Source organism: Sporosarcina sp. FA9, assembly GCF_051550205.1.
Classification (GTDB): Bacteria; Bacillota; Bacilli; order Bacillales_A; family Planococcaceae; genus Sporosarcina.
Genome location: NZ_CP188819.1, coordinates 713926 through 734696, shown reverse-complemented (window position 1 = coordinate 734696; position 20771 = coordinate 713926). Strand labels below are relative to the sequence as shown.

14 protein-coding genes and 2 pseudogenes are annotated in these 20771 nt (G+C 39.2%); 5 read left to right on the top strand and 11 right to left on the bottom strand.

Annotated elements, in window-relative coordinates:
* Window positions 1-6 precede the first annotated feature (6 nt).
* Window positions 7-1737, top strand: coding sequence for an N-acetylmuramoyl-L-alanine amidase (locus ACP8HH_RS03415; protein ID WP_438315869.1), 1731 nt, complete (start codon window positions 7-9; stop codon window positions 1735-1737).
* 197 nt (window positions 1738-1934) lie between these two features.
* Window positions 1935-4112 (top strand): 5'-nucleotidase C-terminal domain-containing protein, encoded by a 2178-nt coding sequence (locus tag ACP8HH_RS03410; protein ID WP_438315867.1) that lies wholly within the window; start codon window positions 1935-1937, stop codon window positions 4110-4112.
* A 110-nt stretch (window positions 4113-4222) separates the two neighbouring features.
* Here ACP8HH_RS03410 and ACP8HH_RS03405 read toward each other — a convergent pair whose 3' ends face one another.
* Entirely contained in the window at window positions 4223-5350 is a 1128-nt protein-coding gene (locus ACP8HH_RS03405) for an S-layer homology domain-containing protein (RefSeq protein ID WP_438315865.1), read from the bottom strand.
* A 32-nt stretch (window positions 5351-5382) separates the two neighbouring features.
* The gene (locus ACP8HH_RS03400) at window positions 5383-6390 is read right to left on the bottom strand and encodes a CapA family protein (protein WP_438315862.1); all 1008 of its coding nucleotides are present in this window, start codon (window positions 6388-6390) and stop codon (window positions 5383-5385) included.
* 999 nt (window positions 6391-7389) lie between these two features.
* Here ACP8HH_RS03400 and ACP8HH_RS03395 point away from each other — a divergent pair.
* Together ACP8HH_RS03395 and rpoN are read left to right on the top strand one after the other, a co-directional pair.
* Entirely contained in the window at window positions 7390-8493 is a 1104-nt protein-coding gene (locus ACP8HH_RS03395; RefSeq protein WP_438315860.1) for a M24 family metallopeptidase, read from the top strand.
* A 379-nt stretch (window positions 8494-8872) separates the two neighbouring features.
* Complete coding sequence (gene rpoN, locus ACP8HH_RS03390; RefSeq protein ID WP_438315857.1) at window positions 8873-10180, top strand: RNA polymerase factor sigma-54; 1308 nt, start codon at window positions 8873-8875, stop codon at window positions 10178-10180.
* Window positions 10181-10592: 412 nt separating this feature from the next.
* Here rpoN and ACP8HH_RS03385 read toward each other — a convergent pair.
* From ACP8HH_RS03385 to ACP8HH_RS03365, 5 genes and pseudogenes are all read right to left on the bottom strand, one after another.
* Window positions 10593-10721: pseudogene (locus tag ACP8HH_RS03385) on the bottom strand (proline racemase family protein); the annotation flags it as partial.
* 77 nt (window positions 10722-10798) lie between these two features.
* Window positions 10799-11962 carry an IS200/IS605 family element RNA-guided endonuclease TnpB gene (tnpB, locus tag ACP8HH_RS03380; protein WP_438315855.1) on the bottom strand — a complete coding sequence of 388 codons (1164 nt, stop codon included), beginning with the start codon at window positions 11960-11962 and terminating at the stop codon, window positions 10799-10801.
* 22 nt (window positions 11963-11984) lie between these two features.
* Window positions 11985-12380: an IS200/IS605 family transposase gene (tnpA, locus tag ACP8HH_RS03375; protein WP_438315852.1), complete on the bottom strand. Its 396-nt coding sequence runs from the start codon at window positions 12378-12380 to the stop codon at window positions 11985-11987.
* A 147-nt stretch (window positions 12381-12527) separates the two neighbouring features.
* A pseudogene (locus ACP8HH_RS03370) lies at window positions 12528-13394 on the bottom strand (proline racemase family protein); the annotation flags it as partial.
* 348 nt (window positions 13395-13742) lie between these two features.
* A complete protein-coding gene (locus ACP8HH_RS03365) occupies window positions 13743-14909 on the bottom strand; it encodes a pyridoxal-phosphate-dependent aminotransferase family protein (RefSeq protein WP_438315849.1) in 1167 nt (388 codons plus the stop codon).
* Between the two features lie 296 nt (window positions 14910-15205).
* Here ACP8HH_RS03365 and ACP8HH_RS03360 point away from each other — a divergent pair, with 296 nt between their 5' ends.
* Window positions 15206-16411 carry an IS256 family transposase gene (locus ACP8HH_RS03360; RefSeq protein ID WP_438315626.1) on the top strand — a complete coding sequence of 402 codons (1206 nt, stop codon included), beginning with the start codon at window positions 15206-15208 and terminating at the stop codon, window positions 16409-16411.
* 280 nt (window positions 16412-16691) lie between these two features.
* Here ACP8HH_RS03360 and ACP8HH_RS03355 read toward each other — a convergent pair whose 3' ends face one another.
* The 4 genes from ACP8HH_RS03355 to aceA all read right to left on the bottom strand — a co-directional run bounded on the left by ACP8HH_RS03355 (window position 16692) and on the right by aceA (window position 20596).
* Window positions 16692-16808: a protein YhfH gene (locus ACP8HH_RS03355; protein ID WP_438315846.1), complete on the bottom strand. Its 117-nt coding sequence runs from the start codon at window positions 16806-16808 to the stop codon at window positions 16692-16694.
* A 21-nt stretch (window positions 16809-16829) separates the two neighbouring features.
* Window positions 16830-19028, bottom strand: a complete 2199-nt coding sequence (locus ACP8HH_RS03350; RefSeq protein WP_438315843.1) for a malate synthase G — start codon at window positions 19026-19028, stop codon at window positions 16830-16832.
* A gap of 78 nt (window positions 19029-19106) precedes the next feature.
* Window positions 19107-19244, bottom strand: coding sequence for a protein YhfH (gene yhfH, locus ACP8HH_RS03345; protein ID WP_438315840.1), 138 nt, complete (start codon window positions 19242-19244; stop codon window positions 19107-19109).
* 65 nt (window positions 19245-19309) lie between these two features.
* Window positions 19310-20596 (bottom strand): isocitrate lyase, encoded by a 1287-nt coding sequence (gene aceA, locus ACP8HH_RS03340; protein WP_438315837.1) that lies wholly within the window; start codon window positions 20594-20596, stop codon window positions 19310-19312.
* Window positions 20597-20771: the final 175 nt, after the last annotated feature.

The following is a 20771-nucleotide window of genomic DNA, read 5'->3' as shown; positions in this document are numbered from 1 at the left end:
GACACAATGAAAACAATCAGATGGGCAGCACTTCTAATTCTAATTACGACTCTCGTTTCTGTAGCCCCAGTACAGTCATCAGCACAGGTCACCTTCTCAGATGTGAAAAACAGCGATGAATATTTTAATGAAGTAAATTACATATCCAGCCTAGGGATCATAAAAGGTTTTCCAGACGGAAAGTTTAAACCGAATGATGACATTACTCGTTTTCAAGCAGCAAAAATGTTAATTATTGCAACTGGTAAACAGAACCATATTACTAATAACGTGACATTCACCGATCTACCATCCAATGCTAAGAATAAAGAGTATTACGATGCGTTAAGTAAGGCGGTTGATTTAGGTTATTTTAAAAAGAAGACTAATGGTTCCATTCAACCCTTCGAAAAGATTAAACGCGAAGAGATAGGATACGCACTCGCTGTCGCATTTAATTTGTCGGAAAAAGTTACAATAGACAAGCCTTTACAAATGGACGATGTCCGAAACCATCAAAATGTAGATAAGTTCAATGGTCTATATTATGCCGGTGTCTCACAAGGTAGCAATGGAAACTTCCTACCAAATGATTTATTAATGCGAAAACAATTTTCTCTGTTCGTTGCACGCTCATTAAGTGATAAGTATTCTTTACCCGTAAAATTCCCTGAACAAACATCCTCAACTTCGTTTGCAAAAGTGAATACGGGAAATGATTCACTAAACATTCGTTCTACACCGTCTTCTAGCAACAATACAATCATCGGTAAACTAAGTACCGGAGATATCGTCGAAGTGGTTGGTACGACCGATGAATGGCTGCACATCATCTATAACAATCAAAGAGGATATATAAACAGTAACCATACTGTCAAAGTGGACTCCATGACACCTCCTGATGTTTCTGTTCCTGAAGTTGTTCCCCCTGTGGAAGAGCTGCCAGAAGTAATTGAACCGGAACCAGAAATTGAATCACCGTCCGAAGTTCCCGTTACGGGTAATGTAATTGGAAAAGTAACCGTGAAAAGTTTAAATGTACGTTCAGGACCAAACACAAGCTTCCCCGTAGTCACTAGTTTTTCTATTGGGAAGAAAGTCGAAGTTCTTTCTCTTGATGGGTACTGGGCAAAGATTCGCTATGACGGCGAAATTGGCTATGCACATAAAACCTTTTTAAAGCTTTTAAACCAATCAAGTACACCGCTTAAAGACCGCATTATCGTTATAGATGCTGGACATGGAGGAACGGATCCAGGTGCATCTAAAAACAGTGAGACAGAAAAAAGTGTTACATTAAAAGTCGCTAGTTTAGTTGAAGCTAAATTAAAAAGAGCGGGTGCAAAAGTGCTTATGACCCGTTCAAATGACACTTATCTTTCACTTGAACAGCGCACCGATTTTGCTAAGAAACATTATGCCGAGACGTTTGTTTCTATTCATGTCAACGCAGCTTCAGCTTCCGCCAAAGGAACTGAGGTATGGATTGATACATCAACGAATCCAAACGGTGCTGAAAGTAAAGTTCTAGCAAGCATGATCCAAAAGAACATCGTAAAAGATGCTAATATGACCGATCGTGGCGTAAAAGATCAACGTTTTTACGTTATCCGCAACAATGACGCTGCTGCAGTGCTCATTGAACTGGGTTTCATCACAAATCCAGATGACTACAAAAAACTGACAAGCAATCAATATTTAGAAATATTTGCAGAATCCATTTATCAAGGGCTTGTACAATACTATTCTGCAAATTAAACAAATAGAACTAGAGAGATGTTTTACATCTCTCTAGTTTTTTTATTTAGATAGATATTAAGTATTTGTAAACTTGTAAACATTAGTTTGTCCAAAAATTCTGTTAGTGGTAGACTTACACTAATGGTGTTTTGTCCCCACTACAATTCACTATGGAAGACAAAGTATCATAAAAAAAGAAAAAGGAAGGTGTTTTTATGTTCAGAAATATTTCCAAAGTATTTGCCATAGGTATTCTACTTTTTAGTATGGCAGGCATAACACCAGTAATGGCGGATACAACAAACACTGCTTCTCCAAGTGATTTCAGTATGACGGTTTTCCACACGAACGACCAGCATGCCCATCTTGCCAACTTCCCAGTAAAATCTGCGCTTCTAAAAAAATTGCGTGGTGAAAAACCTGTTAATTTACTTCTTGATGCGGGCGATGTATTTTCAGGAACGCTTTACTTCAATGAATTTGAAGGACAGGCTGACATCGCAGCAATGAATTATTTAAAATACGATGCTATGACTTTCGGAAACCACGAATTTGACCTTGGAGGTTCCCCGGACGGCCATAAATCTCTTGCTGAGTTCGTCAAAGCGGCACAGTTCCCTATTGTGAGTGCTAACACAGATTTCTCGGCGGACAGCCTGTTCGACGGACTGCAGTCTCACACGTTTCCAGAAAAGCCGGAGAACGGTAAAATATACAACGGAATTATAAAAGAAGTTAATGGTGAAAAAGTCGGGATTTTTGGTTTAACTACTGAAGAAACTGTAGATATTTCTAGCCCCGATAAAGTCACTTTCAGCAATTATATCGAAGAAGCAAAAAAAGCCGTTGCTTCATTTGAAAAAGCCGGTGTTAACAAAATCATTGCGATTACACATATCGGCTATAACGACTCTGATTTGATTGACAATGACATCCTTCTCGCAAAAGGTGTCCCTGGCATTGATATCATTGTTGGTGGCCATACACATGTTAAACTTGAAAAGCCACATGTGATTAATGAAGACACAGTACCTGTCATCATCGTACAAGCAAACGAATACAATAAATTTCTTGGCCAACTCGATGTTACATTTAACAAAGCAGGCGTTATTACTTCACATGAGGGAATACTCTATGAAGTCTCTGTAGATGGCGCGGAGGAAGATCCTGGAGCTCTAGAAATCCTTAAACCATTTGCAGATAAAGTAAAGGAAACAGAAGAGAAAGAAACCGGTGCAAATGCAGGTGTATTCCTAAGCGGTCTTCGTGACCTAGGCGGTGTGCGAGCCGGTGAAACAAATCTAGGAAACGTAATTACAGACGGTATGCTCGCTAAAGCAAGAGAAATTAACCCTAAAACCATTCTTGCATTTCAAAACGGCGGAGGAATTCGCACCTCTATACCTAAAGGTTCAATTTCGTATGGTGATGCAATTAAAGTCCTTCCATTCGGCAATACACTGGCACTAATGGAATTAAGCGGACAGGAAATAAAAGCCGTGTTTGAACATTCCGTTAAAGATTATCCAAAAGAATCAGGTGGTTTTCTACACATTTCAGGCATGAAACTTGTCTTCAATGGTGAAGCAAAATCAGGCGATCGTGTTATTTCTATGACTGTTGATGGTAATGAACTTGAAATGGATAAAATGTACTCAATTACTACGAACGTCTTCACTGCAAAAGGTGGAGATGGCTACGATATGCTGAAAAAAGCATATGAGGAAGGTCGTGGAAGTGAACCTGGATTTAGTGATTGGGAAAACTTCGTAAATCACATGATCACTCTAGGTACTGTAAATGCAGGTGTTGAAGCACGTGTCCTTGCGACAGTCCCGTTTAAAGACACTTTCGTTAAGGATTGGTCGTATTCGTTTATCTCAGATCTTTATTACAGAGATTTGTTGAAAGGAACAACAGCAACAACATTCTCGCCTCACCAAGAGATCACACGCGCGCAGGCAGTATCACTTCTTGTTCGTACATTGGAGTTAACTGCAAAGAACGAGTCCCCTTTTACGGACGTTGCTGGGTATTCTGCTGAAATACAAGCGGAAATTGCAGCCGCCTATGAAAATGGGCTTGTTAAGAAGTCAGACGGCATGTTTAATCCCAGCAAACCAATTACACGTGCTCAATTCGCAGTAATGATTGACCGTGCATTTGAAGTGTATACAGGCAACAAAGTCTCACCAGTCCAAACAGCAACATTTACGGACATCGAAAAGATTGATGCGGAAACGAAAAATGCAATTTCCCTTCTGTCGGAACTTGGAATTGTTTCAGGTTCTAACGGTAAGTATATGCCTGCTAAATCAACAACACGTGAACAGGCAGCTAAAATCATTTCAAACTTCATTTACAATATCAAACAAATGAAAAAAGATGAGTAATACCAGATAGAAAAAACGGTCCAACACTCTCTGTTATGGAGTGTTGGACCGTTTTTCTATTGCTGTTGGACAGCTGTCGAACATATTTTTGGAGCGGCCTTTTTAAGTACTTAACGATTTACTTCCAATTTCACAAGTTCTGAAAAGAGAGTACCATTATCGACTGTCTTTACAAGCCCAACATTCGGTGCGTAGAAATAAAACCAGCCAGATGAATCCTTAACTTCAACTACATTTTTAAATATTCCTGCTTTCGTAGTCACAGTTCGATTCGTAGAAACAACCGTATAGACAGTTGGATCGTGTTTGGATTCAAGGGAGCCCCATACTTTCCCCTCTATTAAAGGATATTCCAATGCAACATAGGGATCTTGTTTCAAATCACAACTGATTGTCCCAATATCTACACAAGAATACTCATACAAACCAGTTTCATCTTCCTTTACGAGATAATAGGCTGCACCATCACCGGATGTTTCCTTCCATAAATCCGCTCCCAAAACACCGTCGTATTTTAAATTTGTATAACGGGTTGTAGAAACAAAGCTTTTTCCTTCATCATAATAAGTCCATGTGTACACCATCTTTTTATTTAAGAGATAATTTTTATCCGTACCTTGTTTATCAGGTTTAAATTTCTCATCCAACATACGCGCTACAAAAACAGCAAAATGCTGGCGTGTCACGTTTAAATTCGGTCGATATGTACCATCTTCATAGCCGCCTGTAATTCGTTCTTCGGCTAGAGTCGAGATATAGTCATGAAAACCATTTGACGGCAAGACATCTGTAAAGTAAGATGCATTTTTCTTAGGCAGTTTTCCGGCTTCCACTATTATTTTGGCCATCTGACCGCGCGTTAATGGACTTCCAGGATCAAAATACTTTGTTCCATCTTTCGCTGTTTTCCCAGAAATAATGCCTAATTCAACTGCCTTCGCTACCTCCTCATAGCCATACTTGCCAATAGTCATATCGGTCAGCATAGGATTTGGGGCCGCAAAATCAGTAATGTTCTTCGATTTTAAAAGCATTTGTACTGCTTGAAGACGTGTTAATGATTTCGTCGGTCCGAATGTCCCGTCAGGAAATCCTCGAATGATATTTTTATTCGTCAAATAACTAATTTCTTGTTCGTATTGGAACACATCCGGAAAGTTAGCATCCGCTTTAACAAACGATATTGGTAGTAAATTAAGTAGTAAAACAAATGATAATAAAATAGCGCTTTTTCTCATTAAAACACCTCTTTTGTAGTTTTAAATCTCATTTACCAACTTGGTAAGTTTAGATGATTCATCGCCCATTTTTCATCATAGATGGCATTTGAACCTGCATCTTTTAGTGGGATAATATGATATCGATTTTGTGCATCTTTGGTTACTGCCGTTGGGAAAAAAACAGGATTTCCAACAACAGTAATCGATTTCCCTCCAAACACCGTTTTCGCAGCAGTTACTCGAGCAATTCCGCCGATATTTGTTGAATCGAATTGCTGTGCAGAATAGAAATTTCCAATCGAATAAAAAATCTCTGTATCTTCAATCCTATCGTGTTTTTGTAAGACATGTGGATGATGTCCAAATAGTACATCTGCCCTTTGTTCCGCTACAAACTGTGCAAGATCCACTTGTTCCTTGGATGGTTCAAGTTGATATTCATTGCCCCAGTGTAATGAAACAATCAGTACATCGACACGCTTTTTAAGATCCGTTATCTCTTCTTGTATACGCTCTCGGTCAATAAGAGAAACTAAATATTCTTTTCCTTCCGGCACGGGAATCCCATTTGTCCCATATGTATACGCTAGAATTCCCAGACGTACACCGTCGACTTCAACAATCCGGTCCTCGGCTTGGTCCAGAAAAGATGTATACGCGCCGACATAGGGCATATCGTATTCGCCCATATATCCAATCGCATTCATGACACCAGTTTCCTTCCTGTCAATCGTATGGTTATTCGCAATGGACAGCATGTCTACACCGTTTGCTTTTAAATCTCTGATAATATGTTTTGGACTATTAAAACTTGGATAACCCGACAATCCGAGTTCAACACCACCAGGCATCGATTCTTGATTGGCAAGAAGAAAATCGATACTTGTCAACTTATCCTTAACATTAGCAAAAGCAAAATCATAATTTTCATACGTGAATAAAGGATGATGGAGAAGAATATCACCTATCATTCCAATCGAAATTGTTGTTGAATGAGAGTCTATTTGTGAAATACTAGGTACGTTTTCTCGTACAGTAAAGTCAGTTGGTATTATCACAGATTCAGTATTTTCTGGTAGGCAACCTCCTAGAAAAACTATTGAAAAAAATAGCAGTACACCATTTCGCCTCAATCGTCTATCCCCTATTCTACTTGAAGTGTTACTTCTATTATAGTGTATTACAATAATAATAACAGGCAAAAAAACCATAAGCCGTCTACTTAAATGACGAATCATGGTTTAAACTATTAATAGACTAATTGTTCACTTAATCCGTTAATACAAATTCATATTTCAGATGCGCCTAAAGGATTCATGGTCGAGCATATTGCGCGTAATAGGGTCACCTTCACTACCAAGTAAGCCATACCCCAATCCAAATCGAACACCATCCATTACCAACTACCTTCATGACCTAATGTTGCCTATTGAATTCCCCCCTGTGTTAGGCTAGTTGTCGTTTAAAGCTCACCTGTTATAATTAATAGATGGAGGTTATACGACATGAATAAAAGAAATGGCACGAGATATTCACAAAAGTTTAAAGAAATAGCCATCGCTAGAATGATGCCCCCGGATAACGAAACAATCAAAAGCATATATCATCTTAACGATAGGTTTCACTGGGCTCTAAGGGAATCCTATAATAAAAGATTTAAGTCCCGCTTTGTAGCATCAAAACGGAACGAAACTACAAATAATTAGACACTTTATATTGCTGTTCCTAATTTCTTTACAGTTTTCCATAAAATAAACGGTTTTAGATAGGACTTGGCATAAGTCCAACAACCATAAAAGGTTAATCATTAATTAGTGGAAGTCTTATGATGTATAGTACGTACTAATGCCGACGTAGCCACAGGGCGTAGCGCTTTTAGTCGGTCTGCTCGTTAACATGGGATAGATAACCATCTCGAATCTATGATAAAATATATGCTACTGTGAAAATGCTTCCCAACTACAACCATTACTAGCTCAATAATCGTACTAACCCATCAACGCTGGCACTAATCTTGCATCACAACTATCGAGATATACTAAATGGAGGGTTCATACATGAATACAGTTTATGAAACGAGAAGAAAGAAACTTGAAAATTATCTTGGAGAACAACAAATCGAATTGGCTATGATTACCGCACCGTCAAACGTTTTCTACTACACTGGTTTTAACTCGGACCCACATGAAAGATTTATGGCTTTGGTTTTCGACATGCGTAAAGGAGAAATAACTTTATTTGTTCCGTTACTTGATGAAAGTTCCGCAGCCTTGGCATCTGACATTCAAAAAATCATTCCGATTTCTGACGCAGAAGAACCATTTGAAGTCGTATCAAATACTTTGGGTGCAGATATTGCCACTTTTGGTGTCGAGATGAAAGCATTAAGCTTATTCCGATACAATGGTTTAAAGAGTTTTTATCCTAAAGCAACAGTGAGTAATATTGAGGATGCTGTTAACGCACAAAGAATTAAAAAGTCTGCCCATGAAATTAAAGCAGCTCAAAAAGCTATTGATATTATCGAAAAAGTGTTAGCGGAGGGAATTAAAACTGTTAAAATTGGTATGAGCGAGAACGAGTTAACTGCGGAATTGGAATTTTTAATGAGGAAATTTGGAGCAGACGGCCCTTCATTTTCAACAATCGTCTTATCTGGTGAAAAGTCTGCACTTCCACACGGTTCACCTGGAGAACGCGCTTTTGAAAAAGGCGATTTCTTATTAATCGATATGGGCGTAATTAAAGACGGATATTGTTCAGATATTACACGGACATTTGTCATCGGAGAAGCTACTGAAGAACAAAAAGCGATCTATCAAATTGTTTTAGAATCAAACAAAGCTGGTATTAACGCAGTTAAAGCCGGCGTTGAGTTGAAGAGCATTGATATTGCAGCTCGTAATGTCATTAGTGAAAAAGGGTACGGCGATTACTTTAACAACCGTGTTGGACATGGACTCGGAATTGAAGTTCACGAAGAACCTTCTGTTCACGAAGGCAATACCGCCATAGCCGAAAAGGGGCTATTATTTACAATTGAACCAGGTATCTATTTGCCCGAACTAGGCGGAGTACGTATCGAAGATATTGTTTATATTAATGATGACGGCGAAGCACAAGTATTAACTTCTTACCCCAAAGAATTACAAGTTCTTTAATTCTAATTAAAGTTAGTTATAAATCGAGGTCTTATAGCAATGGTATTAGGATAGAACTTCTTTCCTATTATCATTCTTTAAGGCCTTTTATTTTCTCTTTTATTTATCTTCTCACTCTTTATTCATAGAATTTTTGGAACTTTCACTTTCCTGTCGAGATTCTAAGGTGATTATACTATAATAGACTTATAGGTTTATTTTTCAAAAAACTGTTGGAGTCAATTTACAATTACTTATTTGAGTTATATAGACGAACATTTAGTATGTTTTGTTTTTAATTATCCTACTTATGAAATTGATTTGATTACTATTTTTATTCCAATCCTCTTAAACTGATGGTTTGGATACTTCACTAAACATTACAAGGAGGTAAAAAGCTATGCAACTCATAATTCAACAAAGACAAGATCTAAGTTTAGTTATGACTTCCGAGTTAAGACAGGCTATCGAACTTTTACAATACTCCACTTACGAACTTTATCAGTACTTGATTGAGCAGGGATTGGAAAACCCACTTATTGAACTCGAAGAAATAGAAGATGACTCTTTGTATAAAGCAAATTTGAATTCTAATGCTTCAACATATGGCTCAATTGGATTACCCTTGGACTATGTGGAAAGTGAAAAAAGCGGGATGAGGAGCAATTTGTTACAACAAGCGTCATTCTTATTTCGTGGTAGTGAATACCAAAATCTACTTAAGTTCATTATTTACAATTTGGATGACAACGGGTACTTATCTCTGGATAATTATGATTACAATTTAACTTTTAATGAGCAAATGATTGAAAAAGGCATTCATCTACTCCAGCAAGTTGGCCCCGTAGGTGTTGGAGCACGTAATTTAAAAGAATGTTTACTTTTGCAAATTACATACGAATTCCCTGAAGAACAATTGGCTAAATATTTAGTTGAAAATCATTTGGATTTGCTTGCGAATCGTAAGTGGGATGACATTTCTTTTCAAATGAGTCTTCCTTTATCTCAAGTTAAAGCTATCTACGATTTTATTAAGACATTAAACCCAAAACCATGTTCGGGCATTTCTGATTTCACAACAGAATACTTAAATCCTGACATTATTGTTGAATACAAAAATGATGGTCTTTCATACTATTTAAATGACCGCTATTTACCTAAAGTCCGCTTGAATAGCGACTATACAAGCTTACTCAAGGGAAAAAATGATACATCAAAATATCTTAGTAAACACTATAGCAGCTATCAATGGTTATTAAGCAGTATTGAACAACGGCGAATTACGATTACTAAAATCGTCATGGTCATTCTCGAAAGACAAGCCCGTTTTTTCAAAGATGGATTCATCTCCTTACAACCATTAACATTAAAGGAGGTCGCTGATGAGATTGATATGCATGAATCGACCGTTAGCAGAGCCACTGCAAATAAAATCATTCAAACACCTCAGGGTACCTTTGATCTTCGAATGTTATTTACGTCTAAGTTAGATACAACCAACGGCGATAGTATTTCCCAAACTACAATGAAAGCGCTTTTACAACACTATATTGCACAAGAAAATAAACATAAGCCATTTTCTGATCAAAAAATCGCCAACTACTTTAATACCGATAAAGGTATTAAAATTTCTAGACGTACAATTAGTAAGTACAGAGAGGAAATGAACATTCCCTCCTCGCGTATGCGTCGGGAGATACAGATATAATAGTTTATAAAAATAAAAGTAAGGCCCTCTGAATGTACTAATCAGAGGGCCTTACTTTTATTCATACGACTAATAAATCAACCTACATGACAACAATATCTACAATGGCAAAGCCAACTTATTTGAACATCTTAATCTCTTCATCGTACTCTTTACCTTTAACTTCGCCATTTACAATTTTACCGGATTCTCCGTGAATATCTTCCTCGGAAAATACGTCTTCTTTAATTGGATATTCTAATTTAGCTTCTCCAAAAGGAAGTGCTCATCGAATAGGGGTAACTGTTTTGATAGCTGAGAATTCCTTAAGCGCTATAGAAACATGCTTCAAAGCTTCTTCCATCTCAATTAAACTTTTTTGGTTCTTTGCGCTTAAAATCTTCATATACTTTTCCTGAGATTCTGCACCTACTTAAATTTCTTCTAATAAAAATCCTTTTCGCAAGGTATCCTTTGGATCTACTAAGAACTGGTGGATACCTGTTAAAAATGCTTCTCCAGTTACTTTTGGAATGACGGCATTGTGTTCGCCAACTTTTGATTTGAACTACCACCACTTACACGTTGTTTAGAAGTGGTGGATTCCTAAGAACACCCGTGTACCCACAAGTTGTGAATTTAGGCTATCCCCGCAGTACCTGCGGTTAATCGCAATGCTTCTTTGCGAAGATTCAAGCTTGCGTTCAGATCTCTATCATGATGCGTTTTGCAGGACGGACAAATCCAGTTACGCAGAGCGAGATTCTTTACGTCTTTGTGTTGATGATTGCACGTTGAGCATAACTGACTGCTTGCGTAATTTCGAGCAACGACAACAGTTTTCTTGCCGTACCAGGCAGACTTATAGGTCAGCATCGTTCTAAAGGTAGACCAGGAAACTTCACTGATTGCCTTTGATAAGTGTTTGTTTTGGAGCATTTCAGACACAGCTAAATCTTCTATGCCGATGATGTCGTGGTTTTTGACAATCTGGCTAGAGATTTTATGCAAGTAGTCTGTACGAATATTGACCATCTTCTCGTAGATGCGAGCGACTTTTCGACGTTGTTTTTGGTAGTTTTTAGCCTCGGACAGCTTGCGTCTTTGCTTGATGGCAAGACGCATTCGCCTCGAAAGGATACGCTGCTCCTTTTGGAGCTTCTTCTCGATGCTTTTAAAGTGCCTTGGATTGTCGTATACAGTTCCATCAGACAGAATTGCGAAATCCGAGAGACCCAAATCAATGCCCACGGTAGAACCTGTTTGAGCGAACGTTTCCGTTTCACATTCCACTAAAAGGGATACGAAGTAGGCCCCGCTCGGTATCCGTCGGACTGTCGCACTGAGTATGCGGCCTTCTATATCGCGACTGTTTGCGAATTGAACCCAGCCAAGTTTAGGCAACTTTAATTTATTCCCAGAGATGCTGACCTCAGGGTGTTGATTTTTCTTTTCGATGTTGGTTTTGTACGACTGTACGGCATTTCTTTTGCTTTTAAAGCGAGGTGCCTGATTCTGTTTCTTAAAGAAACGATCAAAGCCATCGGCAAGGTCTTTCAGCGAAGATTGTAGAGCGTGTGCGTCGACTTCTCTTAGCCAGTCAAACTGTTCTTTCAGTTCGATTGTCTGACTGGAACACTTCGAATAAGAGAGACCTTTGCCCGTCGTCTTGTATGCATGATTCCATGCATACAGAAAATGATTGAAGACAAATCGACTGCAGCCAATGGTTTTCGCAATCAAAACTTCCTGTTCTTTTGTAGGATATAACCTGAATTTGAATCCTTTATGCACAGTGGACATACAAATCGACCTCCTTCACATTTTATTGACCTTGCTTTTGGATATAGTCTTGAATGACTTCAAGTGTGACGCCGCCCGTCGTCAACAAGCAAAACCCTTTTGACCAGAAGTGCTCTTTCCACAACATTTGTTTCACTTCATGGAACTCTTTCTTAATCATACGGGAGCTTGCACTTTTGTACGCATTTAGAAATTTGGTCAACTCCGTTTTGGAATGTGTTTTAAATAAAATATGTACATAATCCTTATCGTCATTCCATTCAAGCAGTGTGATGTGATAATTCTCCCCAAGGGTGATGAACATATCTTCTGCAAATTTAGAGATGGATGTGTTCAACACTTTTTCACGGTATTTGTTAACCAAAACCAAATGATACTTCAAACTGAACACTGAATGATTATTGCTATCTAGCTTCATTTGTATAACAAATCTTTCCTGTCTATGAGTCTGATTATACTGATAATAAGGAAAAGAAACAATAAAAGCTGTTGCTTCGCAAGTTAAAATTCACCCGCCCACTTATCAAAGAACGATTGAAGTGGAGGTACTCTTTTAACTGAGATTGATAGATAGGATTTCACCGACAAACTGGCCATCTGTTATGCCCTCGTGAACAAAACTGGCTTTGTCTTTAAGAGTTCCATCCTCATAAAGTGTCGCAAGCCTTGCACATGTACCGGTTCCACAGGGTGAGCGATCAACCTGCTCATCAGCGAAAATCGTTACGTTTCGTAAGTCTGCTTTGGGATCAACTGGATCATCTGAAAAAATAACACCGTAAATTCCATGAAGTCCACTTTCAAGTGGGTGAACAACTTTCATATGCTCTTCAATATAATGTTTGATTCTTGTTCCCCATTTTTGAATCGCAGGTAAGTCTTTCCTATTTACTTTCAGTCCGATATCTTTACTTTGTGCAACTGCATAAAATGCACCTCCAAAAGCGATATCTACATTAAATTCATACTCATCTATTTTAATCGGAAAATCTTTCTTCAATACAAAGGACGGTACGTTTTCAAAGGATACCGATTCCACGACTGTCCCATTTATTTTAGCATACGCGACAACTTCTCCCGCTGGACTATCGATGATAAACTTTTGATTTTTTTCCGTTACTTTAAACCTACCTGTTTCAATACCCATCGTGATTACACCAATAATACCATGTCCACACATTGTACTCCAACCTTCATTATGTAAAAATAGTACACCAAAATCAGCATGTGTACTTGCTGGTGGTGTAATAATACAGCCATACATACCATGGTGTCCACGTGGTTCTAACATTAGAACTTTTCTTACATCATCCAAATGCTCAATGCAGTATGCTCGACGCTCTAATTGAGTTTCTCCTTTTATTTCAGGTAAGCCACCCGTAATAATTCGTAGAGGTTCTCCTGCTACGTGAACATCAACGGTTGTGTACATGTTATCAATAATCAAAATACTCTCCCCAATCTCCCTATCTAAAAGTAGGGCTGCAATTACTATACTCACAATGTTAGTTTAATTAAAATATTCTGTCAAACAATTAATTATATAACTTTAAAAAAAGTACTATTATTTCATAGTGAACATAAATTGGGGAATTAAGTATAGATAATAGTATTGGAGATAAAATCAAAGATTATAGAAGCATCGTAATAATTCATTGAATAACTAAATTGTTTTTTGTTGGTGTTTAGGGGAATTATAGCTTTTATTCAAACATTGCTTTATTGGCATAGATATAGAAAACTCCCCTACTGCCTTAGCCAGGGGAGTTTTCCGAGTTATTTATACGTTCGCGTACATGATCTCTTTGAAACGCTCAATCGCTTTTTGTGTGTTTACTTTATGACCCGATTCATTTAACGTTTGCCCAATCAATTGAATGGCTTTTTCCAGCATTTGTTCCGTTGTATTTCCCATATGACCTATCCGGAATGCTTTCCCCGCTAAATGAGCAAGTGATCCCGCAAGAATTACTCCTTTTTTCGCAAGTTCACCTCGGAATGCTGCGTCATCTATTCCTTCAGGATATAAAATACAACTTAAAGTTGAAGCCGCAACTCCTTCTTCCGCTAGAGCTGTCATGCCGAATTCTGCCAGACCCGCTCGAACTGCCTTACCATATGCAGTGTGCCGAATATAACGGTTTTCAAGACCTTCTTCTAGAACGAGTCTCATACCTTCAGCATACGCGTATATTAAATTCACTGGAGGCGTTGCAAAGTATTTAGAAGGATCATTCATGATTGGAATCCAATTGTTAATATCCGTATAGTAGGCCGGAATGCGACCAAGTTGTTTCCTAATTTCAAGTGCAGACTGATTGAACGCAACAACCGCAAGTCCCGGTGGAACGCCAATCGCTTTTTGTGAACCGGTTAACACGATGTCGATTTTATAATCCGGATGACCATAGCATTTACTCATATCTTCCTCAATCGCAGCCGTTGCAACGACCCCATCTAGTATTACGAGGGCCCCGTGTTTTTTTATTACCGGAACGAGAGCATCTAAGTCTGCTACAACACCCGTCGACGTATCTCCGTGCGTAATCGTAACCGCCTTATAGTTCTTTTTCGATAATTCATTTTCAACATCTTCTACATTTACTCGTTCTCCCCACTCCGACTGAAGTACATCTACTTCAATGCCAAAAGCTTCCCCAAGTTTAATGAATCGGTCACCAAAATAACCGTGGCTTATGACCAATATTCGTTCGCCAGCTGCAACGGTATTGACGAGCGCCATTTCCATTGCAAGTGTTCCAGAACCAGCAATCACAAATACTTCTCCATCGGTCTGGAACATCTCTTTGGTCTGATCAATCGCGCGTTTATAAATCTCCACAAATCTCGGGTCTGTATGACTCCGCGTTTCCGACGCCAGTGCATCATAAATCGAATCCACAACAGGCGTTGGCCCTGGTATCAATAACATATCTTCGTTCCTCATTATCCATCCCCCTAGTATGTTTTTAACCATTCTATCTTATATTCATTCCATATTCGACAGCAGAAACCCTTTATCTTGGTGCCGATTGGTGATGTGCTACGAAATTGCTGAGATGTGCAACGAATTCGCGGAGATGTGCAACCAATCGGCCGAGGTGTGCAACCAATTCTCCGAGATGTGCCACGAACCACAAACTGTTGGTAGAGTCCATATAATTGTGTAAATAGGAAAAGGCATTTTCCATTCCTTATGTTAAAATGTTTTCAACGACGATAAACATTTAGGAGGAATGGAAAATGACCTTACTTAATTTTACTATAGATATGGATAATTTAAAAGATACAGTTATGAATTCAAATATGGAATCAGTTGTCAAATCAACAATTATTTTAGTATTGAATGAGTATATGGAAAAAGAACGTGACGACTATTTAAAAGCAGGATCCTATGAAAGATCTGAGGACCGCGTTGACTATCGTAACGGCTATTACGAAAGGGATTATACGATTAGCGTCGGTCGAATCACGTTAAAGGTACCGCGCACAAGGCAAGGTGAGTTCTCCCCTTCTGTTTTTGAACGGTACGCTCGCTGTGAACAAGCTTTAGTATTATCTATGCTCGAGATGGTTGTAAATGGCGTCTCGACTCGCAAGGTAACCAACATTGTGGAACAGCTTTGTGGAGAAAGTGTTTCTAAATCATTCGTTTCATCCTTAACTGCCAAGTTGGATCCAATCGTGAAAGAGTGGGCTGAGCGGCCTTTAAATACAACTTATTATCCTTATCTTTTTTTGGATGCAATGTACATTAAAGTACGTGAACACCATCGTGTTGTATCGAAAGCAGTTTACATCGCGATTGCGATTAACGAGGCTGGATACAGGGAAATTCTAGGTATGAAAGTGGATCATAACGAGAGTTATGAAAGCTGGGCTAACTTCTTACAGAGCCTTATCTCTAGGGGCTTACAGTCTCCAAAACTGGTCACTTCAGATGCGCATAAAGGCTTGAAAAAAGCAATCCAAGAAAAGTTTTTAGGAACGGCTTGGCAACGTTGTACTGTTCATTTCAGAAGGAATATTGCAGATTGTTTTCCGAAAAAAGATTGTGATGAAGCTAGAAGTCTTTTAAACAGTATTTTTGCTGCAGAAGATGTAGACACTATTCGCCGACTGAAAGATTTGTTTTTCGATAAATTTTCAGAGGAAAAGCGATTTGAAAAAGCACTTACCATACTAGATGAGGGATTCGACGACGCGATACAAAACCTTAATTTTCCGTTAAGACATCGTAAATTTATTCGTTCTACAAATCATTTAGAACGTCTTAACCAAGAGGTGCGTCGACGTGAACAAGTTATCAGGATTTTCCCAAATACCCAATCGGCTTTTCGTTTAATTGGGGCAGTTTTAATGAGTTATACAAAGGGAAACAAAGGGTGGGAAAGAAATGTTTTCGGTCAATCTGCCGGTTCCCAAAAACAGCAGGACGCACAAGTATGACGAGTAGCGACTTGACATGGAGCCTCTGCGGGCATAATCATCCAGCCTAAAGAGCCGGCTTTTTTAAAAAAGTCGGCTCTGCCCAGACAGGCTATCATGCCCGCCACTCCAAGTAAAGTCGCGAGTTAGTTAGCCATCGCGTGAATTCTATACACGAAGTGAAAAGTTGAAAACACGATTAAGGGAAAGTACACAAGACTATGGACTTGACTAAACTGTTTGACAATCCGCAAATAAAAACGACTTTCTTCCGCTATTCGGGAAAAAAGCCGTGTCTATTTCATTCTTCGTGTGAACCGATGCAGCGTTCACATTCATATAATAAAGATTCTACTTTTTCGATGATTTCACAACCGCATTCACGACAGATTTTCGTCGCTTGCTCTGAATTCTTCATACTAGATCCCCTCCTTCTATATTATTGAACATTCATCTCTTCATTCTGGGTAGCACGTTTTCTCGCTTTTGCCTCAATCCGACGTTTGTGTAAAATGGGTTCCGTGTATCCGTTTGGCTGATTGAATCCTTTAAACACCAAATCACAAGCCGTGGAGAACGCAATGGATTCATCATAGTTCGGAGCCATCGCTTGATAATATTTATCGCCCGCATTTTGCTTATCGACAACTTTTGCCATGCGTTTCAATGTTTCCAGAACTTGTTCTTCGCTACAAACTCCGTGGTGCAGCCAGTTGACAATATGTTGGCTGGAAATTCGTAACGTTGCACGGTCTTCCATCAATCCGATGTCGTTGATATCCGGAACTTTTGAGCATCCAACCCCTTGGTCAATCCAACGAACGACGTATCCTAAAATTCCTTGTGAATTATTGTCGAGCTCAGCCTGAATTTCATCTGGAGTCCATGTCGGATTTTGGGCGAGCGGGATTTCCAATATTTGATCGTTCAGCTCTACGAAGCGATCGACATTTTTTTGGACGTTCTCAACATTCACTTCGTGGTAATGAAGGGCATGCAATATCGCCGCAGTTGGTGATGGAACCCAAGCCGTACTTGCACCTGATTTCGGGTGAGCAATTTTCTGCTCGAGCATCGCACTCATTAGATCTGGCATCGCCCACATTCCTTTTCCGATTTGGGCGTGACCTGGTAATCCACAATTTATGCCGACCGCCACATTAGACGTTTCATAAGACTGAAGCCAAGTTGTTGTTTTCATTTCATTTTTCCGAATCATCACTCCGGCTTCCATTGACGTATGGATTTCATCTCCCGTACGATCCAGGAAACCTGTGTTAATAAAGGCAATACGGTCTTTCACTTCATAAATACAGGCTTTCAAGTTCAAGGATGTTCGACGTTCCTCATCCATCAAACCGATTTTCAGTGTGTGTCGTTCCAACTCTAAAATATCTTCAATCGCATCAAAAAGTTTATTCGCAAAAGCTGCTTCTTTAGATCCGTGCATCTTTGGTTTCACAATGTAAATCGATCCTTGTTCTGAGTTTCTAAATTGCACGTCCGCTGCTAAATTATGTTTGGCAATTAAAGCGGTCATCACACCATCCAAAATACCTTCTGGAATTTCATTACCGTTTTTATCAAGAATCGCATTGTTCGTCATTAGATGTCCTACATTTCGAACAAACATAAGAGATCGACCCGGTAACGTAAGGCTTCCACCTTTTGGCGATGTATACGTTCGGTCCGCATTCAGCGTTCGTGTAACAATGTTTCCGCCTCTGCCAAAAGTTACGGTTAAATCACCTTTCATTAACCCAAGCCAGTTGCGATAGACGGCCACTTTATCGTCCGCGTCGACAGCTGCAATTGAGTCTTCACAGTCCATAAGTGTGGATAATGCGGATTCTAAATAGACATCCTTTACACCGGCAGTATCATATTGACCAATTTTATCCGTAGCGTCAATTTGGATTTCAATATGCAGACCGTTATTCACGAGGAGTAGTGCTGTCGGGGCTTCCCCCGTCCCCTGATAACCCGCAAACTTTTCGGTTTCAATTAATCCTGTTCGTTCTCCGTCACAAAGTGTTGCAAATAGTTCACCATTCACAACTTGGTAATTCTCAACATTTAGATGTGATCCTCTTGCTAAAGGTGCGGTTGTATCCAGAAACGTTTTGGCATACGTAATTACTTTCGCACCCCGTAGAGGATCGTAGCCTTTCTGATACAAAACATCTTCACTACCCGGAATCACATCTGTTCCGTAAAGTGCATCGTACAGACTTCCCCAACGAGCATTCGCGGCATTTAACGCGTACCGGGCATTGTCAATAGGAACGACTAACTGAGGGCCAGCTTGACTCGCTATTTCTCGGTCCACATTTTGAGTCGTCACACAGAAATCTTCCACAGGTTGTTCCAGATAACCGATTTCGTATAAAAACGTCTTATACGCTTCAAAATCAATGTTTTCTTTATTCTCTTTATGCCAGGCGTTTATTTCTTTTTGAATTCGTTCGCGTTCTGACAGCAACAGCTTGTTTTCCGGAATCAGTTCGTGAATAAGTCTGTCGAAATCGGTCCAAAACTGCTCTTTTTTTAATCCAGTCCCTGTAAGCACTTCTGTATTTACGAAACGATAAAGTACTTGTGAAACTTGAATCCTTCCTGTTTTTATATAATTCTTCATATGTCACATCCCCTAAAATAATTTAATCTGTAAACGAAAACGTCTCTAATCCTACAGTAGGAACAGAGACGTTTTCAGTTATCCTTCATGCTTTCCGATACAGCGCTCACACTCATATAAAACCGATTCTTGTTGTTCAATAATTTGATTTCCACACTCGCGACACTCTTTTTCCGTTTGTTTTCTAGTTATCTTCTTCGTCATTTTTCTTCTCATACTAGTCTCCTCCAATTTTTGTAGTAGTACTCCTTCAGAACTTAATCTGAAGGAGATTTTACTGTTTATTTTATAGCAAATTGTGCTTCTTCAGTTGAACCTTTCATTGCCGTTGTGGATGAAGTTCCACCCGAAATAACTTGAGATACTTCATCGAAATATCCTGTACCTACTTCACGTTGATGTCTTGTTGCTGTGTATCCTTTTGACTCACTCGCAAACTCAGCCTGTTGCAATTTCGAGTACGCCGCCATGCCGTTGTCTTTATAGTCATGTGCAAGTTCAAACATTGCATGATTTAAAGCATGGAATCCAGCAAGAGTAACGAACTGGAATTTATAGCCCATTTTACCGAGCTCTATTTGATAACTTGCAATTTCCTCATCATTCAATTTTGCTTTCCAGTTAAACGATGGTGAACAATTGTACGCAAGAAGTTTACCAGGGAATTTTGCATGGATTGCATCTGCAAATTGTTGTGCTTCTTTCAAATTTGGATCCGATGTTTCACACCAAACCAAATCGGCATAAGGAGCATACGCGAGACCTCTAGCAATCGCTTGGTCAATACCAGGTGTTGTACGGAAGAAACCTTCTGGCGTGCGATCTCCTGTTATAAATTTATGATCTAGTGGATCAATATCGCTTGTTATTAAATCTGCAGCGTCTGCATCTGTTCTTGCGATGATAATCGTTGGAACACCCATTACATCTGCTGCAAGTCTTGCGGAAATTAAGTTCCGAATTGCATTTTGCGTAGGAAGGAGTACTTTACCGCCCAAGTGACCACATTTCTTTTCGGAAGCCAGTTGATCTTCAAAATGAACACCCGCCGCTCCTGCTTCTATCATTGCTTTCATTAATTCAAAAACGTTAAGGGGTCCGCCAAAACCAGCTTCAGCATCTGCGACTATCGGTGCGAACCAGTCAAAACCGTCTGTATTTTCCACATGATCGATTTGGTCTGCACGTTGAAGTGCTTGGTTAATCTTTTTCACAACATTTGGAACACTGTCTACTGGGTACAAACTTTGGTCCGGATACATTTGCCCTGCCGAGTTTGCATCTGCAGCAACTTGCCAACCGCTTAAATAAATGGCTTTTAGACCTGCCTTTACTTGTTGTACTGCTTGATTTCCAGTAAGTGCTCCGAGCGCATTGACAAAGTCTTCTTCATGGATGGACTTAAACAGTCTCTCTGCACCTCTTCTTGCGAGTGTATGTTCAATTTGAATGGAACCTCTTAATTTCACAACATCTTCTCCTGAGTAAGTTCGTTCAATGCCATTCCACCTTGCATCATTTAACCAATTCTCTTCCAACTGTGCCGCCTGCTCTTTACGTGTACTCATAACTTCCACACCTTCCCATTTTTTTAACGCCATTAGTTATTAAATAAAAAATAGTCAACACTCGCTGTTTCATAACAGTTGGAGTTGTTATATACTAATGTATAACAGATTATTTAATTTGTCACAAAATTACGACAAAACGACTTATTGCCAGACAGAATTGAATAGAGAGAGA

Coding starts and splice junctions, on each gene's coding strand:
- ACP8HH_RS03355 (WP_438315846.1), bottom strand. CDS start 16,808: ATGAAGAATTCAGAGCAAGCGACGAAAATCTGTCGTGAATGCGGTTGT.
- ACP8HH_RS03405 (WP_438315865.1), bottom strand. CDS start 5,350: ATGAGAAAAAGCGCTATTTTATTATCATTTGTTTTACTACTTAATTTA.
- yhfH (WP_438315840.1), bottom strand. CDS start 19,244: ATGAGAAGAAAAATGACGAAGAAGATAACTAGAAAACAAACGGAAAAA.
- ACP8HH_RS03350 (WP_438315843.1), bottom strand. CDS start 19,028: ATGAAGAATTATATAAAAACAGGAAGGATTCAAGTTTCACAAGTACTT.
- tnpA (WP_438315852.1), bottom strand. CDS start 12,380: ATGAAGCTAGATAGCAATAATCATTCAGTGTTCAGTTTGAAGTATCAT.
- ACP8HH_RS03395 (WP_438315860.1), top strand. CDS start 7,390: ATGAATACAGTTTATGAAACGAGAAGAAAGAAACTTGAAAATTATCTT.
- ACP8HH_RS03360 (WP_438315626.1), top strand. CDS start 15,206: ATGACCTTACTTAATTTTACTATAGATATGGATAATTTAAAAGATACA.
- tnpB (WP_438315855.1), bottom strand. CDS start 11,962: ATGTCCACTGTGCATAAAGGATTCAAATTCAGGTTATATCCTACAAAA.
- ACP8HH_RS03410 (WP_438315867.1), top strand. CDS start 1,935: ATGTTCAGAAATATTTCCAAAGTATTTGCCATAGGTATTCTACTTTTT.
- rpoN (WP_438315857.1), top strand. CDS start 8,873: ATGCAACTCATAATTCAACAAAGACAAGATCTAAGTTTAGTTATGACT.
- aceA (WP_438315837.1), bottom strand. CDS start 20,596: ATGAGTACACGTAAAGAGCAGGCGGCACAGTTGGAAGAGAATTGGTTA.
- ACP8HH_RS03365 (WP_438315849.1), bottom strand. CDS start 14,909: ATGAGGAACGAAGATATGTTATTGATACCAGGGCCAACGCCTGTTGTG.
- ACP8HH_RS03415 (WP_438315869.1), top strand. CDS start 7: ATGAAAACAATCAGATGGGCAGCACTTCTAATTCTAATTACGACTCTC.